Source organism: Pseudomonas sp. B329 (assembly GCF_023127835.1).
GTDB lineage: Bacteria > Pseudomonadota > Gammaproteobacteria > Pseudomonadales > Pseudomonadaceae > Aquipseudomonas > Aquipseudomonas synxantha_A.
The window spans coordinates 13,638-30,986 of record NZ_SPKP01000016.1; the positions used below are offsets into that span (position 1 = coordinate 13,638).

Annotated in this window: 15 protein-coding genes; 8 read left to right on the forward strand and 7 right to left on the reverse strand. The window is 59.7% G+C overall.

Annotation, left to right across the window (positions count from 1 at the left end; genetic code table 11):
* Nucleotides 1-1,164: an acyl-CoA dehydrogenase family protein gene (locus E4P00_RS10775; RefSeq protein ID WP_248131401.1), complete on the reverse strand. Its 1,164-nt coding sequence runs from the start codon at nt 1,162-1,164 to the stop codon at nt 1-3.
* 28 nt (nt 1,165-1,192) lie between these two features.
* Nucleotides 1,193-2,011 carry a MaoC family dehydratase N-terminal domain-containing protein gene (locus tag E4P00_RS10780; protein ID WP_248131403.1) on the reverse strand — a complete coding sequence of 273 codons (819 nt, stop codon included), beginning with the start codon at nt 2,009-2,011 and terminating at the stop codon, nt 1,193-1,195.
* Nucleotides 2,012-2,142: 131 nt separating this feature from the next.
* Between E4P00_RS10780 and E4P00_RS10785 the strand changes: the two genes are divergently transcribed.
* From E4P00_RS10785 to E4P00_RS10795, 3 genes are all read left to right on the forward strand, one after another.
* Nucleotides 2,143-3,024: a LysR family transcriptional regulator gene (locus E4P00_RS10785; RefSeq protein ID WP_216091276.1), complete on the forward strand. Its 882-nt coding sequence runs from the start codon at nt 2,143-2,145 to the stop codon at nt 3,022-3,024.
* A 137-nt stretch (nt 3,025-3,161) separates the two neighbouring features.
* The gene (locus E4P00_RS10790) at nt 3,162-4,985 is read left to right on the forward strand and encodes a serine hydrolase domain-containing protein (RefSeq protein ID WP_248131405.1); all 1,824 of its coding nucleotides are present in this window, start codon (nt 3,162-3,164) and stop codon (nt 4,983-4,985) included.
* Nucleotides 4,986-5,001: 16 nt separating this feature from the next.
* A complete protein-coding gene (locus E4P00_RS10795) occupies nt 5,002-5,793 on the forward strand; it encodes a MipA/OmpV family protein (RefSeq protein ID WP_248131407.1) in 792 nt (263 codons plus the stop codon).
* Nucleotides 5,794-5,849: 56 nt separating this feature from the next.
* On the opposite strand, the gene E4P00_RS10800 is transcribed toward E4P00_RS10795, so the two are convergent.
* Both E4P00_RS10800 and E4P00_RS10805 read right to left on the reverse strand, forming a co-directional pair.
* On the reverse strand, nt 5,850-7,127 hold the full coding sequence (locus tag E4P00_RS10800; protein ID WP_248091640.1) for an ATP-binding protein: 1,278 nt from the start codon (nt 7,125-7,127) through the stop codon (nt 5,850-5,852).
* Nucleotides 7,128-7,835: a response regulator gene (locus tag E4P00_RS10805; RefSeq protein ID WP_032880845.1), complete on the reverse strand. Its 708-nt coding sequence runs from the start codon at nt 7,833-7,835 to the stop codon at nt 7,128-7,130.
* 157 nt (nt 7,836-7,992) lie between these two features.
* On the opposite strand from E4P00_RS10805, the gene E4P00_RS10810 reads away from it, so the two are divergent.
* On the forward strand, nt 7,993-9,192 hold the full coding sequence (locus E4P00_RS10810) for an MFS transporter (RefSeq protein WP_248131409.1): 1,200 nt from the start codon (nt 7,993-7,995) through the stop codon (nt 9,190-9,192).
* Here E4P00_RS10810 and miaE read toward each other — a convergent pair.
* Entirely contained in the window at nt 9,148-9,750 is a 603-nt protein-coding gene (gene miaE / locus E4P00_RS10815) for a tRNA isopentenyl-2-thiomethyl-A-37 hydroxylase MiaE (RefSeq protein ID WP_032880843.1), read from the reverse strand. The two genes, E4P00_RS10810 and miaE, sit on opposite strands and share 45 nt — an antisense overlap.
* Before the next feature lie 147 nt (nt 9,751-9,897).
* Here miaE and E4P00_RS10820 point away from each other — a divergent pair, with 147 nt between their 5' ends.
* A complete protein-coding gene (locus E4P00_RS10820) occupies nt 9,898-10,761 on the forward strand; it encodes a universal stress protein (RefSeq protein WP_248131411.1) in 864 nt (287 codons plus the stop codon).
* A 123-nt stretch (nt 10,762-10,884) separates the two neighbouring features.
* Here E4P00_RS10820 and E4P00_RS10825 read toward each other — a convergent pair whose 3' ends face one another.
* Complete coding sequence (locus E4P00_RS10825) at nt 10,885-11,355, reverse strand: DUF1289 domain-containing protein (RefSeq protein ID WP_078821225.1); 471 nt, start codon at nt 11,353-11,355, stop codon at nt 10,885-10,887.
* Between the two features lie 396 nt (nt 11,356-11,751).
* On the opposite strand from E4P00_RS10825, the gene acnB reads away from it, so the two are divergent.
* Nucleotides 11,752-14,361, forward strand: coding sequence for a bifunctional aconitate hydratase 2/2-methylisocitrate dehydratase (acnB, locus tag E4P00_RS10830; RefSeq protein ID WP_005787883.1), 2,610 nt, complete (start codon nt 11,752-11,754; stop codon nt 14,359-14,361).
* 128 nt (nt 14,362-14,489) lie between these two features.
* On the opposite strand, the gene E4P00_RS10835 is transcribed toward acnB, so the two are convergent.
* Nucleotides 14,490-15,767, reverse strand: coding sequence for a serine/threonine transporter (locus tag E4P00_RS10835; RefSeq protein ID WP_005787881.1), 1,278 nt, complete (start codon nt 15,765-15,767; stop codon nt 14,490-14,492).
* A 553-nt stretch (nt 15,768-16,320) separates the two neighbouring features.
* Between E4P00_RS10835 and E4P00_RS10840 the strand changes: the two genes are divergently transcribed.
* Entirely contained in the window at nt 16,321-16,821 is a 501-nt protein-coding gene (locus tag E4P00_RS10840; RefSeq protein ID WP_032880841.1) for a DUF4822 domain-containing protein, read from the forward strand.
* Between the two features lie 53 nt (nt 16,822-16,874).
* Entirely contained in the window at nt 16,875-17,309 is a 435-nt protein-coding gene (locus E4P00_RS10845; protein ID WP_032880840.1) for a hypothetical protein, read from the forward strand.
* Nucleotides 17,310-17,349: the final 40 nt, after the last annotated feature.

Consider the following 17,349-nt stretch of genomic DNA (forward strand, 5'->3'; position numbering starts at 1 on the left):
TCAGAAACTGCGTGGCAGTTCGAGCAGGTGCTCGGCCACGTAGGACAGGATCAGGTTGGTGGAAATCGGCGCCACCTGGTACAGGCGCGTCTCGCGGAATTTGCGTTCCACGTCGTATTCGCAGGCAAAACCAAAGCCACCGTGGGTTTGCAGGCAAGCGTTGGCTGCCTCCCACGACGCCTTGGCCGCCAGGTACTTGGCCATGTTGGCGCTGGCCCCGGCGTTCTTGCCGCTGTCGTATTCCTCGCAGGCACGCCAGCGCATCAAGTCGGCCGCTTCGATCTCGATATGCGCTTCGGCAATCGGGAATTGCACGCCCTGGTTCTGCCCGATTGGCCGGCCAAACACCACGCGGTCGCGAGCATAGGCGCTGGCCTTTTCGATAAACCAGCGGCCGTCGCCGATGCACTCGGCGGCGATCAGGGTGCGCTCGGCATTGAGGCCATCGAGGATGTATTTGAAGCCCTTGCCCTCTTCGCCAATCAGGCTGTCGGCCGGCAGTTCCAGGTTGTCGAAGAACAGTTCGTTGGTCTCATGGTTGACCATATTGGCGATGGGCTGCACGCTCAGGCCGTTACCGATGGCCTCGCGCAGGTCGACCAGGAAGATCGACATGCCTTCGGACTTTTTCTTCACCTCGGCCAAGGGTGTAGTGCGCGCCAGCAGGATCATCAGGTCGGAATGCTGCACTCGCGAGATCCAGACTTTCTGGCCGTTGATCACGTACTTGTCGCCGCGTTTGATCGCGGTGGTCTTGATCTTGGTGGTGTCAGTGCCGGTGGTGGGCTCGGTGACGCCCATTGATTGCAGGCGCAGTTCACCGCTGGCCAGCTTGGGCAGGTAGAAGCGCTTTTGCGCCGCGCTGCCGTGACGCAACAGGGTGAACATGTTGTACATCTGGCCATGCACGGTGCCGGAGTTACCGCCGCAACGGTTGACCTCTTCGAGGATCACCGACGCTTCGGCCAGGCCCAGGCCGGAACCGCCGTACTCTTCGGGGATCATTGCCGACAGCCAGCCGGCAGCGGTCAGGGCCTTGACGAAGGCTTCGGGGAAGCCTTTGTCTTCGTCGATCCTGCGCCAGTAGGCGGCATCGAACTCGGCGCACAAGGCGCGCAAGCCTTCGCGGATGGCATTGAGTTCTTCGTTGTCATTGGGGTTCATGCGCGGCTCTCCGCCTGTTGTTCTTGGGTTATTCGAAATGCACCTGGGCGGTCTGCGCCAGACCTTCAGCGTTGCCAGCCCAAAGTTCTGCGACGCCGGTTGCGCTGATGCGCCCGCCGACTTCAAACGGCTGCGGTGCAATCAACGGGCGCACGCCGCGATAGATGAAACGGCGCAGCGTGGCTTCAGGGTGCGCCCGGCAGAACGCACGCAGGCTCAAGGTGGCGATCAGTGGGCCATGCACCACCAAGCCGCTGTAGCCTTCAGTGGCGGTGACATAGGGATAGTCGTAATGGATGCGGTGGCCGTTGAAGGTCACGGCGCTGTAGCGGAACAACAGGGTTGGTGTCGGTTCCACCGCTTCTGTCCATTCGCCCCGGACCAGGGCATCGCCGCTGCCGGGTTTGGGCGGCGTGGGCTCGCGATAGACGATGTCCTGTTCCTCGCGGATCGCCAGGCGCCCGGCCTGGGAATAGTCGTGGCGCACCGTGACAAACAACAGCGAACCGGTGCGACCGGTCTTTTCTTCGACCTGAGTGATGGTCGACACGCGGGTCGCCGCCTCGCCGGCTCGCAGCGGGTGCACAAACTCGATACGCCCACCGGCCCACATGCGATTACGGTTATCGGCCGGTGGCAAGAACCCGCCGCGAGCCGGGTGGCCATCGCTGCCCAGGGCCGACTCCGGCAGCGGGTCCTGGAAAAAGCACCATTGCCACAATGCGGGTACGGCTGCACCGTCGGCAGGCACCCCTTCACCGAACGTGGCGGCGATGCGCTTGAGCAGGTTATAGCTCAGGTGGTCGTGGGCGGTCTCGCTTCGGCCGATCCAATCAGTGGCGCTCATCGGGTGCAGATCCTCAGGCAGTGGGTGTCTGCTGCCGATCATGCAAGGGCCTGCCCGTTCTGAGAATTTGCATTTCAATAAACCAGCGTTCGGTTATGCTGAACGCTGCCACCCTGTACCGGGAGTCTTGCATGCACTTTGATCTCGCCGACCTGCGCCTGTTTATCCATATCGCCGAATCCCCCAGCCTGACCCAGGGCGCCAAGCGCGCGTTTCTGTCGCCGGCCGCCGCCAGTGCGCGGATCAAGGCCCTGGAAGGTCAGCTCGACACCCGCCTGTTGTACCGCGACAGCCGTGGCGTGGAGATCACCCCGGCGGGCGAGCGCCTGTTGCACCATGCGCGATTGATCATGCGTCAGGTGGACTACCTGAAAAGCGAGTTCACCCAATACGGCGTGGACTCAGCCGGGCATATCCGCATCTTCGCCAACACCACGGCGGTCACCGAGTTCTTGCCGGAAGTGCTGGCGGGCTTTTTGTCCCAGCGCCCAGGCGTGACCGTCGACCTGCAGGAGCGCCTGTCTCGGGACATCGTGCGCGGCGTACTCGATGGCACCAGCGACATGGGCATTATTGCCGGTCCCGTGGAAGCTGCTGGCTTGCAGGTGCTGCATTTCAGTACGGATGAATTGGTGCTGATGGTGCCCGTCGGGCATCCCTTGGCCGATCAGCCTTCGGTCACCCTCGAACAAACCCTCGCCTACCAGCATATCGGCCTGCATGAAGGCAGCACGCTGCTGAGTTTCCTGCGCGAACATGTCGAGCGCCTGGGCAAGCAGTTGTCGCTGCGCATCCAGGTGTCGAGCTTCGAGGCGATCTGCCGGATGGTCGAGACCGGCGTGGGCATCGGGATCATTCCCGAGTCCGCCGCCCAGCGCCATAGCCGCACCATGCAGTTGGTGACGGTGAAGCTGGACGAGCCTTGGGCGATTCGCGAGCGCAGCATTCTGGTGCGCGAGTTGGAGGCATTACCGGGGACCATTCGGGCACTGATCGCCACATTGATGCCCTGATCTTGTAGGCGCGAGCAAGTTCGCTCCTACAGTTGGCCGTTAACAGTCTTTGACAGTTTCCCGACAAAGCACTCAAAGATTCTCAGCCCCCGCCGCCCTAGCATTCCAGCATCCAAATCATCATTCGGGTGCTCTTGATGTTTCGCAGACTGCGCGGTATCCCGCTATTGGGTTGCCTGCTGAGCAGTATCGGTTGCCACTCGCAACCGCCTGCTCCGCCGCCGATTCAAAAAGGCGATTACGGCGCGATCATCCGTTACCTGCAAACACGCATACCCCGGGAGATGGTCCGGGAAAATGTGGCAGGCTTGTCGATTGCCCTGGTCAATGGCCAGGAGTTGATCTGGGCCCGTGGCTTTGGCCTGGCCGACAAGGCCCAGGGTGTGCCGGTGACGCCCAACACGGCGTTTCGCGCCGGGGGGATTTCCAAACTGATCACCGCCACGGCGGCGTTGCAGTTGGTGGAGCAACAGCGCCTGGCACTGGATGCACCGATCCAGCAAACCCTGCGTGAATTTTACGTACGCTCGCGCTTTCATGACGACCAGGCCGAAGCAGATCGCGCCATCACGTTACGGCGTTTGCTCAGCCATCAATCCGGCCTGCCCAGTGAGCACCTGCGTGACCTGCACAGCACCTATGCCATGGGGCAGATGCCGATGCGCGTGTCGGGCGTATGGCTGAGCAGCCCGCCCGGTTTTCAGGTGGCTTATTCCAACCTCGGCTATTCGCTGGTGGGTGCCGCCATCGAGCGCAGCAGCGGCAAAAGCTTCGAACCCCAGCTACAAAGCAGCCTCTTGACCCCCTTGCACATGAACCAGTCCAGTTTCCTCGGCACCGGCGCGCAATTGAGCTTTCGCGCCCTGGGTTATGAGGACGGCAACGCCAGCACCGACGCCCAGGTACGCGACCTTGCCGCCGGTGGCCTGTGGGCCAGCCCCAAGGATCTGAGTCACTACGTGCAGATGTTGTTTGCCAAAGGCACCTACAAGGGCAACCGCGTGCTGGGCAGCGCTTCAATAGATCAAATGTTCACCCAGCAAAACACCGGCAACGCCTTGGATTTTGACTGCCAGATGGGCCTGGGCTGGTTTCTGGCGCCATGCGGTGACGAGCCGATTGCCCCCGGTGTGCGTACTTACCAGCACAGCGGCGGCGGCGATGATTTCGCCGCCCAGGTGACCCTGCTGCCGGACCAGCAACTGGCCGTGATCATCATGGCCAACGACAGCAATGCCGAAGAGATGGTGGTGTCGCTGTCCACCGACAGCCTGCGCCTGATGCTTGAAGCACAAACCGGCGAGCGCGCCTGCGCCGACGACTGCCAGGCTCCCGGCCACGGTCTAAAACTGCGCCACGTGCCAGCGGCCGTCGACCGCAAGCGCCTGGCCGGGTTCTACGCGACCCCCTGGGGCGTATTCCGTATCAAGGATGACCGTGAGCGCCTGGCCGGCGAACTGGCCGGCTACACCTTCGACTTGTTGCGCGATGACCAGGGCTGGCTGCGTGCGCAGAAAAAGGTCCTGGGTTTTTGGCTCAAGGACCTGGGCGACCTGGGTCGCATCCAGCTTGATGTAGTGACGGTACAAGGCCGGCAGATGCTCACGGCCCGCAGCCACGGCCAACGCATTGCTATCGGTGAGCGCATCGAGCCGCCGACCCTGTCTACGGCTTGGGCCGACACCATCGGCACCTATCAGGTACTCAACAGCCATGAACCCGACGCACCGTTGAGCGGTATCAGCGTGCGCCTGGAAGACGGCTTCCTGGTGATACGCGGCCAATTGCACGACGAGCCTCTGACTGACTACATCCTGCTGCCGGTCGACAACGCCCACGCGGTACTCGCCGGCACCGGCTACGGCCTGGGCGACACCGTCAGCCGCCAGGTCAACGGGCTGAGCGCTTCGGGTTATTCCTTCAAACGCACCCAGTCCCCCCACACACCCTTGAATTTCTAACCTGGAGAAACACCTGATGCACGCAAAAAACCTGTGCCTGTCAGTGACCTCACTGTGCCTGCTTGCCGCCGCCGACACGGCGCTTGCCGAAGACTGGCAATACAGCCTCAAGGCCGGCATAGCCAACGCCCCCCGCTACAGTGGCAGCGACGAACGCATGACGGCGCCTGTGCTGGGCGGCAAAATCATCAGCCCTTGGGGCGTCTTCCTCGACACTGATACGGGCCTGGGCTGGGGTTATGAAGGCAATGCCTTGAGCTTCAGCGCATACGTTGGCGCAAGCGATTCGCGCAAGGATAAAAACGAAAGCATGCATGCCGGCTCCAAACGCCTCAAAGGCATGGGCGAGATCAAGTCACGCCCGCAACTGGGGGTGAGTGCCGCCTACAACCTCGGCGGTGTGATCATTGGCGCCACCCTGGAACATGCGCTTGAAGAAGATAAACACAAGGACACCGGCAAGGTTTTTACTCATCTGGAGTTGAGCCTGGGGACCAATCTCTATGAAGGCCGTTACGGTTCCGTCGATACCGCCATCAACAGCCACTTTGGTGACCGCGACTACCTGCAGACCTGGTACGGCGTGACCACCGGCCAAGCCGCGCGCAGCCGCTTCAAGGCATACAAGGCCAGCGGCGGCAATATCAGCAATGGCATGAACCTTACGTGGAGCTTGCCAATCAGCGAGCACACACAGTTCTCGACGCTGCTGGATGTGCAGTACCTGGCGGATAAAGCGGGCAAGAGCCCGATTGTGGAGCGCCGCTTGCAGACGTCGGTGATGGGGATGGTGGAATACACCTTCTGATTCAAGTTGGTAACCCAATCAAAATGTGGGAGGGGCAGTGCAGTATTCAAAAGGTGTTACTCGCCATACGCCCAGGTCATCCGAAACGACGCCCCGCCCCACTCCGAATCCAGCACTTCCACCTGCCCGCCATGCCACTGGCTGACGCGTTTGACCAATGCCAGGCCCAAGCCAAACCCTCCAGTACGGCGGTCGCGGCTGGCATCGAGGCGCAGGAACGGTTCGAAGATCTTGGTGCGGCCCTCCAGCGGCACGCCTGGGCCATCGTCATTGACCCGTACTTCATAGCCGTTGCCGAACTTGACCAGCGACACTTCCACGCGGCGATCGGCATAACGGATGGCGTTACGCAGCAGGTTGATCACCGCCCGCGCCATAAAGCGTGGCTCGATGCGGATAAAGTCGACCTCACAGGTACGCAGCGATAACTGCACCCCCTGTGCTTCGGCCTCCAGGGCCACACTGCCGATCACGCTGTCGAGCCAGCTGTGGGCTTCGATGTTCTCGCGGGTGACCTGGGTGGCACCGCGCTCCAGGCTGGCGTAGGTCAACAGTTCGGAAACCATTTCTTCCAGCTCGCCGAGGTCGGCGTACATATCGGCAATCAACTCGCTGCTCTGGCGTGGATCGATCTGCTGGCGCAGTTGATCAAGTTCAAACGACAAGCGCGCAATCGGCGTGCGCAATTCGTGAGATACGGCGTTGGTGAGTTCGCGCTGGTTGGCGATCAGGCTCTCGATGCGCTCGGCCATCTGGTTGAAGTGCCCTGCCAGTTCGCGAACGGTGGAGCGCCTTGGCAACAGGATGCGTGAGCCGAGGTCATTGTCACCAAAACGTTGCGCCGCCAGGCGGATATGCTCCAGGTCACGCCAGTGCGGGCGTACCCAGAAATACAGGACGATGGCCAGGCCTGCGCCCAGAAAGCCATAAGCCCACAAATACAGCCATTTGGGTTCTTCCGGCAGCTGAATCTCAAGTAATTGCGGGCCGCCGTCAATCGCTGACAGGAACTTCATAAAATCCTCGCGTACCACCACTTGGTCACTCGCCAGGAGTTTCTGTTCGCGCTCGCTCAGGTGCTGGGCGTCGCGCTGCACCAGTTTCAGGCGCAAGCCATAATGCGGCTGCAGCTCATCCAGGCGTGCCTGGCGCGCCTCTCCCTGTACCGGTCGCAATTGTTCCACCAGGGCCCACGCCGGGCCGCGCAAGGCTTCACGGTTATACGTCTCGTTGGACTCGGGCATGTAAGCGTCCAGGCCATAGTTGACCAGCCAGACCGACCCGGCCAGGCCGAGCGCGAGGATCACATAGAGGCGCAGATACAAGCGCAGCATCTAAACCTCCCACGCGAACGGATTGAACAGGTAACCCTTGCCCCAGATGGTTTTGATGCACACCGGCTCGCGTGGGTTGTCGTTGAGCTTGCCGCGCAATTTGCTGATGTAGACGTCAACGCTGCGATTGAGGCCATCAAAGGCAATGCCACGCATACGGTTGAGGATGTCATCGCGCGAGAGGATCTTGCCCGAGCTGCTGGCCAGTAACCACAGCAACTCGAACTCCATGGTCGTCAGATCGATGGTCTGACCGCCCAGGCTGACGACCCGGCAGCTGCGATCAATCGACAAGCGGCCGAACTCCAGGGCACCCCGCGCCGCGGGCTCGGGCACCTGGCGGCGCTGCAACGCACGCAAACGTGCAAGCAGCACTGGCGGCTTGATCGGCTTGATCACGTAATCGTCAGCACCAGACTCAAGGCCCAGGATATGGTCCAGATCGTCTTCCTTGGCTGTCAGGATCACGATGGGCGTGTCTGACACATTGCGAATTTCGCGGCAAACATGCAGCCCGCTCTGGCCCGGAAGCATCAAATCGAGCACGACAATCCTGGGTTTGAAGTCCAGGAACGCTGCCAGGGCTTCATCGCCCCGGTGCACGACACGCACCTCAAAACCATGCTGCGACAGGAACTGCGCGATCAGCCCTGCCAGCTTTTCATCGTCCTCAACGAGCAGGACCTTGCCCAGACCCAGGTTTTCCATAAGTTCTCAGTGTAGAAACGCAGATTGAAGTGCGCGCATTATAGGTGGCAAGCAGGCGCACAGAAGCAGCTGGCCAGTACGAGCTGATGAAGCTTCATGCTTTTAAGAGTTTTTAACAAATAGCCTGCAATCTTTAACGCCATTCTCAAGGAGTTGTATGCGCAAGGATTATCTGGCGTTCTTCGTTTCGCTGTTCCTCTCGCGGCTGGCCGACCAGATCCTGCTGTTCATCGTGCCGCTGATCGTGTTCCAGACCACTCAAAGCGTGTCTTGGGCGGGCTTGGCGTTTTTTGTCGAATCGCTGCCGCGCTATCTGGCATTTCCGGTGTGCGGAGCCTTGTGCGACAGGTTTTCACCCGTACGCATTCTGCATATCAGCCAGGTGTATCGGGCACTGGCCTGCGTGGTGGCGGTGGCGCTGTATGGGCTGTTCGACGGGATCCATTGGCTGGTGATGCTGTCCGCGTTGTGCGGGGTATTGACCACTCAAGGCATCATGGCGCGGGAGGTGGTGATGCCGCATGTCTTCCAGCATTACACCTACGCCAAGACCTTGTCCTATTCGCAGATTGCCGACCAGAGCGGCCTGGTGCTCGGGCCGTTGCTGGCAGCGTTGATGCTGCAGGTTTGGGCCTGGCCCTGGGTGGTGCTGGCCATCGCCGCACTGTTTGTTCTCGCTGACCTGGCAATGCTGATCTGGCAGCGCAACACCACGGTGAGCCTGCAAAGCCATGAGCAGCACCCGGGTATCTGGCTGCAACCGCTGCGCACCGCGTTTGGCCACATCCGCAACCTGGTGGAACTCAAGCGCATCATCATTCTGGCAGTCGGCGTGAACCTGATTATAGGGGTCACACTGGCCACCTCGGCCGCCATGGTTACCGGCCAATACGCCGCCGACAAGGATGCCTACGCCCTGCTGCAAGCCGCCGGCGCGCTGGTCACCATCGGGATTCTGTTTTACCTGGCACGCTCGTCACTGCCGTTGAAAGTGATGGGTGGGCTATCGTATTCGATGATTGCAGTCGGCGCGCTGATCACCGCCGTCAGCCCCGGTGTGTGGGCGTATGCCGTGGGCTTCCTGCTGGTGACGGGCTTTGACAAGATGTTCAACGTGTACCTGCGCAGCACCCGTCAAAAAGTGATCCCGGTGCAGGATTTCGGCAAGACGGTAGGCGTGATCACCTTGCTCAACAACCTGCCGCAGCCGTTGGCGGGCCTGATGATCGCCGTGCTGGCAGCGCCGTTGGGCACGCAAACGGTGATCCTGCTGCTCGCCGGGATCACCGCCTTGATCGGCGTGGCGGTGGCCTCAGGCTGGCACGCCACTGTGAAAGCGGAACTCGATGTCGGGTGATTCGATCAGCTCCTGCTCGGCCGCCCTCACCCGCTCGATCACCTGGGCGATGTCCTTGGCGTCGCCGTACTGGTAGGCCAGCTTCAAGTAACCCTGGAAGTGCCGCGCCTCGCTTTTGAGCAAACCGAAATAGAACTTGCCGAGCTCTTCGTCCAAATGCGGCACCAATGCTTCGAAACGCTCGCAACTGCGTGCTTCGATAAAGGCGCCGACCACCAGGGTGTCCACCAGCTTGACCGGCTCGTGGCTGCGCACCACCTTGCGCAAACCCGAGGCATAACGGCCCGCGTGCAGTTGGCGCAGTTCAACCTTGCGCTTCTTCATCAGGCGCATGACTTGCTCGTGGTGCACCAGTTCTTCGCGGGCCAGGCGCGACATCATATTGATCAGGTCAACATGGCCGTGGTACTTGGCCATCAGGCTCAGGGCGGTGCTGGCGGCTTTGAATTCGCAGTTCTTGTGGTCGATCAGCAGGGTTTCCTGATCGGCCAGAGCGGCCTGGACCCAGGCGTCGGGGGTGCGGCAGCCGAGGAATTCGTGGATTTCGGGCAGGTTCATCGGGCTCACGCGCAAAGGATCACAAAAGGGCGCCGATTATACCGACCCCGCCGCAGACCACCAGCCACCGTCCTTGATGTGCATCAACATGACGTCTGGCGGGCAGCAACTATAGTTGTTGCATGCCCCTTCCTGGAGATCCCGATCATGCAAGCCATCCGCAGCATCCTGGTGGTCATCGAGCCCGAGCATTCGGAAAGCCTGGCCCTCAAGCGTGGCAAGCTGATTGCCGGGGTGACCGACGCACATCTGCACTTGCTGGTCTGCGACAAGAAACACGAGCATTCGGCGCTGTTGAGTGTGCTCAAGGAGGGTTTAAAGAACGACGGTTACAGCGTAACCACCGAGCAGGCGTGGAACGAAAGCCTGCATGACACCATTATCGAGGTGCAGCAAGCCGAAGGCTGCGGCCTGGTGATCAAACAGCATTTTCCCGACAGCCCGCTGAAAAAAGCCCTGTTGACGCCGGCGGACTGGAAGCTGCTGCGCTATTGCCCGACGCCGGTGCTATTGGTCAAGACTGCTACGCCATGGGCTGGCGGAGTGATTCTGGCGGCCATCGATGTGGGCAATACCGACAGCGAACACCGCTCACTGCACAATGCGATCATCGACCATGGCTTTGATATCGCCAGCCTGGCCAAGGCGCAACTGCATGTGATCAGCGCCCACCCGTCGCCGATGCTGTCGGCAGCCGACCCGACCTTCCAGCTCAAGGAAACCATCGAGGCGCGCTATCGCGAACAATGCAAGGCATTCCAGGACGAGTTCGACGTGGACGGCAGGCACCTGCATATCAAGGAAGGCCCGGCCGATGTGCTGATCCCGCATATGGCCCATCAGCTGCACGCGGCGGTGACCATCATCGGCACCGTGGCCCGCACCGGGATTTCGGGGGCGTTGATCGGTAATACGGCAGAGGTGGTGCTCGATGCGGTGGAAAGCGATGTACTGGTGCTCAAGCCGCAGACGTTGATGGATCATCTGCAAGAACTGGCAACCAAGCCCTGAAGAACAATAGAGGGCAAAATGTGGGAGGGGGCTTGCTCCCGATAGCAGTGGGTCAGTGAAGGATGGGCTGACTGACACACTGCTATCGGGAGCAAGCCCCCTCCCACATTTGGATGCATGCTGTCAGGTAGACAGCGCATCTCTCAGGAACCCCGGGGCGATATAGCGCTGGTAATGCGCTTCAGAGAGGATAAAGAACTCCCGATCAATCGCATCGCGCAGGTCCGGCAAGGGCCAGTCGCGAAACTCCGGCAACAGCACCATGCCGTACGCCTCAAGGTTATTGATCACCCGCGCCCCGCGTGCGATCAACTGGTAGGCCCAGCAATACTCGGACTGGTGCGGCACGAAGCGGATCTTGCGTTGCTCCAACTGCCCGCGCAGGGTCTTGGGGTCAAACACCTCCACTTTGCCGGCCATCACCTGCACCAGCAGTTGCTCAAGCCTGAGCCAGACTGCACGCTTTTCTTCTTCGTTATAGCCATTCCACTGGATCACTTCATGGTGGAAACGCTTGCAGCCGCGGCACACGAGGTCGCCGTAGACCGTGGAGCACAGGCCGACGCAGGGGGTCTTGATGGTTTGGTTGGACATGGGCGACAACACGCAAATCAGCGAAACAGTGCGCCATGTTAGCCCTTTGTCTAAGGTTGATCACCCAGCAAACTTGGCCAGGCAACTTACCTTTAGATTTTTTTTGCCGTAGAATCACCCGGCCTTGTAAGGCGCCAATAATCCGCTGGAAGCTGTTTTCAAAGCGTCACGAGCACAGTCGTTCCTTCAGAACGGTGTTGGCGTGGTTTCGACCCGGTAGGTCAGAGCCCACGCCAACCCTCATCAGCTCCGTTCTGCAGGCGTAAAACTTTGAAAGCAGCTTCTGTAAAGGAATGCCGGCAGCGCTGGCTTTGCGGCCCAAAAAGCCCCTGAGCGCATGCGTGCCGTTCATTTCTGGATGAGCGTCCCGTGGGACCACTGATGAGGGTAATAACTGTGCTTGAAGCCTACCGCAAACATATCGAAGAGCGTGCAGCACTGGGTATCGTTCCCCAGCCGCTTAACGCCGAACAAACCGCAGGCCTGGTCGAGCTGCTGAAAAATCCTCCGGCTGGCGAAGAAGAATTCCTCGTTGACCTGATCACCAACCGCATTCCACCAGGCGTTGACGAAGCTGCCTACGTCAAGGCCGGTTTCCTGTCTGCCCTGGCCAAGGGCGAAGCCACTTCCCCCCTGATCGACAAGAAACGCGCTGTTGAACTGCTCGGCACCATGCAAGGCGGCTACAACATCGTGACGTTGGTCGAGCTGCTGGACGACGCCACCCTGGCGCCCGTCGCGGCCGCCCAACTCAAGCACACCCTGCTGATGTTCGATGCGTTCCACGACGTCGCCGAAAAAGCCCGCAACGGCAACGAACACGCCAAAGGCGTGATCCAGTCCTGGGCTGACGGCGAGTGGTTCCGCAACCGCCCTACCCTGGCCGACAAGATCAGCCTGCGCGTGTTCAAGGTCACCGGCGAAACCAACACCGACGACCTGTCCCCGGCGCCGGACGCCTGGTCCCGCCCTGACATCCCGCTGCACGCCCTGGCCATGCTGAAAATGGCTCGTGAAGGCATCGTGCCGGACGAGCAAGGCAAGACCGGCCCGATGAAGCAGATCGAAGAAATGCGCGGCCAAGGCTTCCCGATCGCCTACGTCGGTGACGTGGTCGGTACCGGTTCGTCGCGTAAGTCGGCCACCAACTCGGTACTGTGGTTCTTCGGTGACGACGTGCCTTACGTGCCGAACAAGCGTGCCGGCGGTTTCTGCTTCGGCAGCAAGATCGCTCCGATCTTCTACAACACCATGGAAGATGCTGGCGCATTGCCAATCGAATTCGACGTCACCAACATGAACATGGGCGACGTGATCGACCTGTACCCTCATGCTGGCAAAGTCTGCAAACACGGCACCGACGAAGTCCTGACCACCTTCGAAATGAAGACTCCGGTACTGTTGGACGAAGTTCGCGCCGGCGGCCGTATCCCGCTGATCATCGGTCGCGGCCTGACCGACAAGGCCCGCGCCGAACTGGGCCTGGGCCCTACCGACCTGTTCAAGCTGCCTGAAGCGCCTGTCGACACCGGCAAGGGCTTCACCCTGGCACAGAAGATGGTCGGCAAGGCGTGCGGCCTGCCAGAAGGCAAAGGCGTTCGTCCTGGTACCTACTGCGAGCCGAAGATGACCACCGTGGGCTCCCAGGACACCACCGGTCCCATGACCCGTGACGAACTGAAAGACCTGGCGTGCCTGGGCTTCTCGACCGACCTGGTGATGCAGTCGTTCTGCCACACCGCGGCGTACCCGAAGCCGATCGACGTGACCACCCACCACACCCTGCCTGACTTCATCATGACCCGTGGCGGTGTATCGCTGCGTCCGGGCGACGGCATCATCCACAGCTGGCTCAACCGTATGCTGCTGCCGGACACCGTCGGTACCGGTGGCGACTCCCACACCCGTTTCCCGATGGGCATCTCGTTCCCGGCCGGTTCCGGTCTGGTCGCGTTCGCCGCAGCCACTGGCGTAATGCCACTGGACATGCCGGAATCGATCCTGGTGCGCTTCAAAGGCAAGATGAAGCCTGGCATCACCCTGCGTGACCTGGTTCATGCCATTCCTTACTACGCGATCCAGGCTGGCCTGCTGACCGTAGAGAAGAAAGGCAAGAAAAACGCCTTCTCCGGCCGCATCCTGGAAATCGAAGGCCTGAACGATCTGACGCTGGAACAGGCTTTCGAGCTGTCCGACGCCTCGGCTGAACGTTCGGCTGCCGGTTGCACCATCAAGCTGTCCAAAGAGTCCGTTACCGAGTACCTGAACTCCAACATCACCCTGCTGCGCTGGATGATCGGTGAAGGCTACGGCGATGCCCGCACCCTGGAACGTCGCGCCCAAGCGATGGAAGCCTGGGTTGCCAACCCGGAACTGATGGAAGCCGATGCCGACGCCGAATACGCCGAAATCATCGAGATCGACCTGTCGGAAATCAACGAGCCGATCCTCTGCGCCCCTAACGACCCGGACGATGCCCGTCTGTTGTCCAGCGTTGCCGGTGAGAAGATCGACGAAGTGTTCATCGGTTCGTGCATGACCAACATCGGTCACTTCCGCGCTGCCGGTAAGCTGCTGGAGCAGGTCAAGGGCCAGCTGCCGACTCGTCTGTGGCTGTCGCCGCCGACCAAGATGGACGCTCACCAGTTGACCGAAGAAGGCTACTACGGCATCTACGGCAAGGCTGGCGCACGCATGGAAATGCCGGGCTGCTCGCTGTGCATGGGTAACCAGGCACGTGTAGAACCGAACTCCACCGTCGTGTCGACGTCGACCCGTAACTTCCCGAACCGCCTGGGTGACGGTGCAAACGTCTACCTGGCATCGGCCGAACTGGCGGCAGTGGCCTCTACCCTGGGTCGCCTGCCGACTGTCGAAGAGTACATGGGCTACGCAGCGAAACTGGACACCATGGCCAGTGACGTCTACCGCTACCTGAACTTCGACCAGATCGCCGAGTTCCGCAAGATCGCAGCAAGCGCCAACATCCCGGTGATTCAAGCTTAAGGGTGTGTTGATGTGAAAGACGCCGCGTATCGCAAGATACGCGGCGTTTTTTTATGCCTGGAACTAACCTTTACTGCCAACACAAAACCAATGTGGGAGCTGTGCAGTCAGATAGACCGCATCAGGGCTTAGGCAACCAGCGAATACACCAATGCCGTAATCGCCACCAGGCCGACGGCGGTGACAAACACATTCGATGCCTGCCCACGGTACTTGGCCATGGCCGGAACCTTGCGGATCGCGTACATCGGCATCAGGAACAGGATCGACGCAATCACCGGCCCACCCAGGGTCTCGATCATGCCGAGGATACTCGGGTTGAGCGTGGCGACGATCCAGCACACCACCAGCATGAAGGCGGCGGTCATGCGGTCCAGGGTCTTCGGTGCCGGGCGGCGACCGGTCTTGACCACCAGCCCCTTGAGACCCTCACTGGCACCGATGTAGTGGCCCAGGAACGACTTGGCAATCGCCACGAACGCAATCAACGGGGCGGCAAAGGCGATGGTCGGGTTGTCGAAGTGGTTGGCCAGGTACGACAGGATCGACAGGTTCTGCGCTTTCGCCTCGGCCAGTTGCGCGGGCGACAGGGTCAGCACGCAACTGAACACGAAGAACAGCACCATCGCCACCATCAGCAAGTGAGCGCGGGACAGGATCTGCGAACTGCGCTCCTCGGCGTGTGCGCCGTACTGACGCTTCTGGTCAACCGCAAAGGCCGAGATGATCGGCGAATGGTTGAACGAGAACACCATCACCGGAATCGCCAGCCACAGCGTATTGAGCAGCGCCGACGGTGCCGGCACCTCGCTGGCAGTGCTGAGAATGCCGCCATTCCAGTGCGGCACCAGGTACACGGCCAGGAACAGCAAGGCGACGATAAACGGATACACCATCAGGCTCATGGCCTTGACGATCACTTGCTCACCGCAGCGCACCACGGCCAGCAGGCCGAGGATCAGCACAAACGCCAGGATCGCACGAGGCGGCGGCATGATGTGCAGTTGGTGTTCCATGAAGCTGCTCACGGTATTGGTCAGTGCCACGCTGTAGATCAGCAGGATCGGGAAGATCGCGAAGAAATACAGCAAGGTGATCAACGCACCCGCCTTGATACCGAAATGCTCTTCGACCACGTCGGTGATGTCTGAGCCTTCACGGCCAGACAGCACGAAACGGGTCAGCCCACGGTGGGCAAAGAACGTCATCGGGAACGCCAGTAACGCCAGGATCACCAGCGGCCAGAAGCCCCCCAGGCCCGCGTTGATTGGCAGAAACAAAGTACCGGCGCCAATGGCGGTACCGAATAGCCCGAGCATCCAGGTGGTGTCCTGGCGGCTCCAGCTTGTGAGGGTTGCAGGTGTCGTTGCATAGCGTTCGTCGACGCTATTGGCCTGATCATTCATCCGGTCGGATCTCCGCATTCACATGGCCAGCACGAGTCAGAAAAACCTGACAGGCAGCGCCCTGGCCGTAACAAGGGCCGGATTGTCCGGGATTCTCTTGAATAAGCAAAGACTTAGATGAGGAACGGTAATGCAGTGCAAAGGCTGGAAGGCAGCCCATGGGGCGGCTCAGTTGATTCAACGCCAGATGTCCACCGCCTTTACCCACCTCACGAACGCCCCTGCCAGCGGGGCATTGGGAGGGTCGATCACGCAAGGCCGACGAAGCTTTGTTTAAATAAACCCAGTCACTCAAAGTTCGCCAGTGGGGAGCCGCTGACAGAGACCCAATATCAATTAAAGTTAAACACCCTCACATATAAGAAAGTTCTTACATACAGTTAATCAACGCCTCTCGATTGAAACTCTAATGATTGCGGCATTTGTTGCAAGGGTTTTCCCAGGCATTGAGAGCCCCTTCTATCACGTTTATATTCCAGTCCAGTTCAAAAAAACAAAAGCATCTAAACCCACCACAGCAGAATTAAAAACCTCACTCATCAGGAGCGACTAGATGAACAAACACAACCTTATTTTCTCCCTGATACTTGCCACCGGAATACTCAGCCCATTGGCCAGTCAAGCACAACCGGCAGTAGAAAACTCAGACGCAAGTGCCCTGGGCACATCCCCCCGCTGGCTGACGACAAAAGTTTATATAGAAGGCGCCCCGGAGATCGACGTAAAGGACAAGTACCCAGGTGTCGTTGGAATATCAGTGTGGGACCCTGAACGTAATCGCTACGAATTTTTCTACACCGATACCGGGCTATCAAAATATGACAACGGCGGCGGCGGTTACTTCATGGTAACGGGTGACAAGAAAAACCATATCCTGATACCGGATAAAGGTGCAACGAAAACCATCGTCAGAAAACTTGAGACGTTGAACAATCAGGAATTCACTTATTCTCGTGAAGTGCCGCGCGACATGATCGACGCCAACCCTCTTGTTCGAATACATGTGGTTCATGCGCCCTATACCGGATCAGTCAAAACCACCCCCACCCACTAACCCTCAACACTCATCCCACGAGTAGCGACAATACTCATAAAAGGCCTCACTCAATGAAAACACTATTAAAGCCTTTACTGGCGTCTGTTTTATTGCTCTCTACCCTTGTTTCAGGCGGCCTTCATGCGCAGGCTTCCACGTCAGGAAAACCTGTCGCCATCAGCGCTGACAATGCGGTCATGTTGACCGTCTTCCTCAAACATGACCAATCTCGCAACTTGAACGAAATAAGAACAAAACTCACCGAACAGGAACTCTTTAAAGTATTCCCTCCTGAAGGGGTAGAGATTGTCAGTTGGAACATCGCCATGGGGATCGGTCACGTCATCGTTCTACGCTTCCCCGCCTCGCGCCTGCGGGAAGTCAATCTCGCCATCGAACGCTCTGCATGGGGCCCCTTCAGGACGGAGTTCTTTCCTACCTACGATTACATGGACATCGTAGCGGCCGAACAGAGCAAGGTGCGCAAGCCCGTACCCGCTAAATAATTCGCACGCGCGCAAACAGCGTCTCCCACTCGCCGAGACG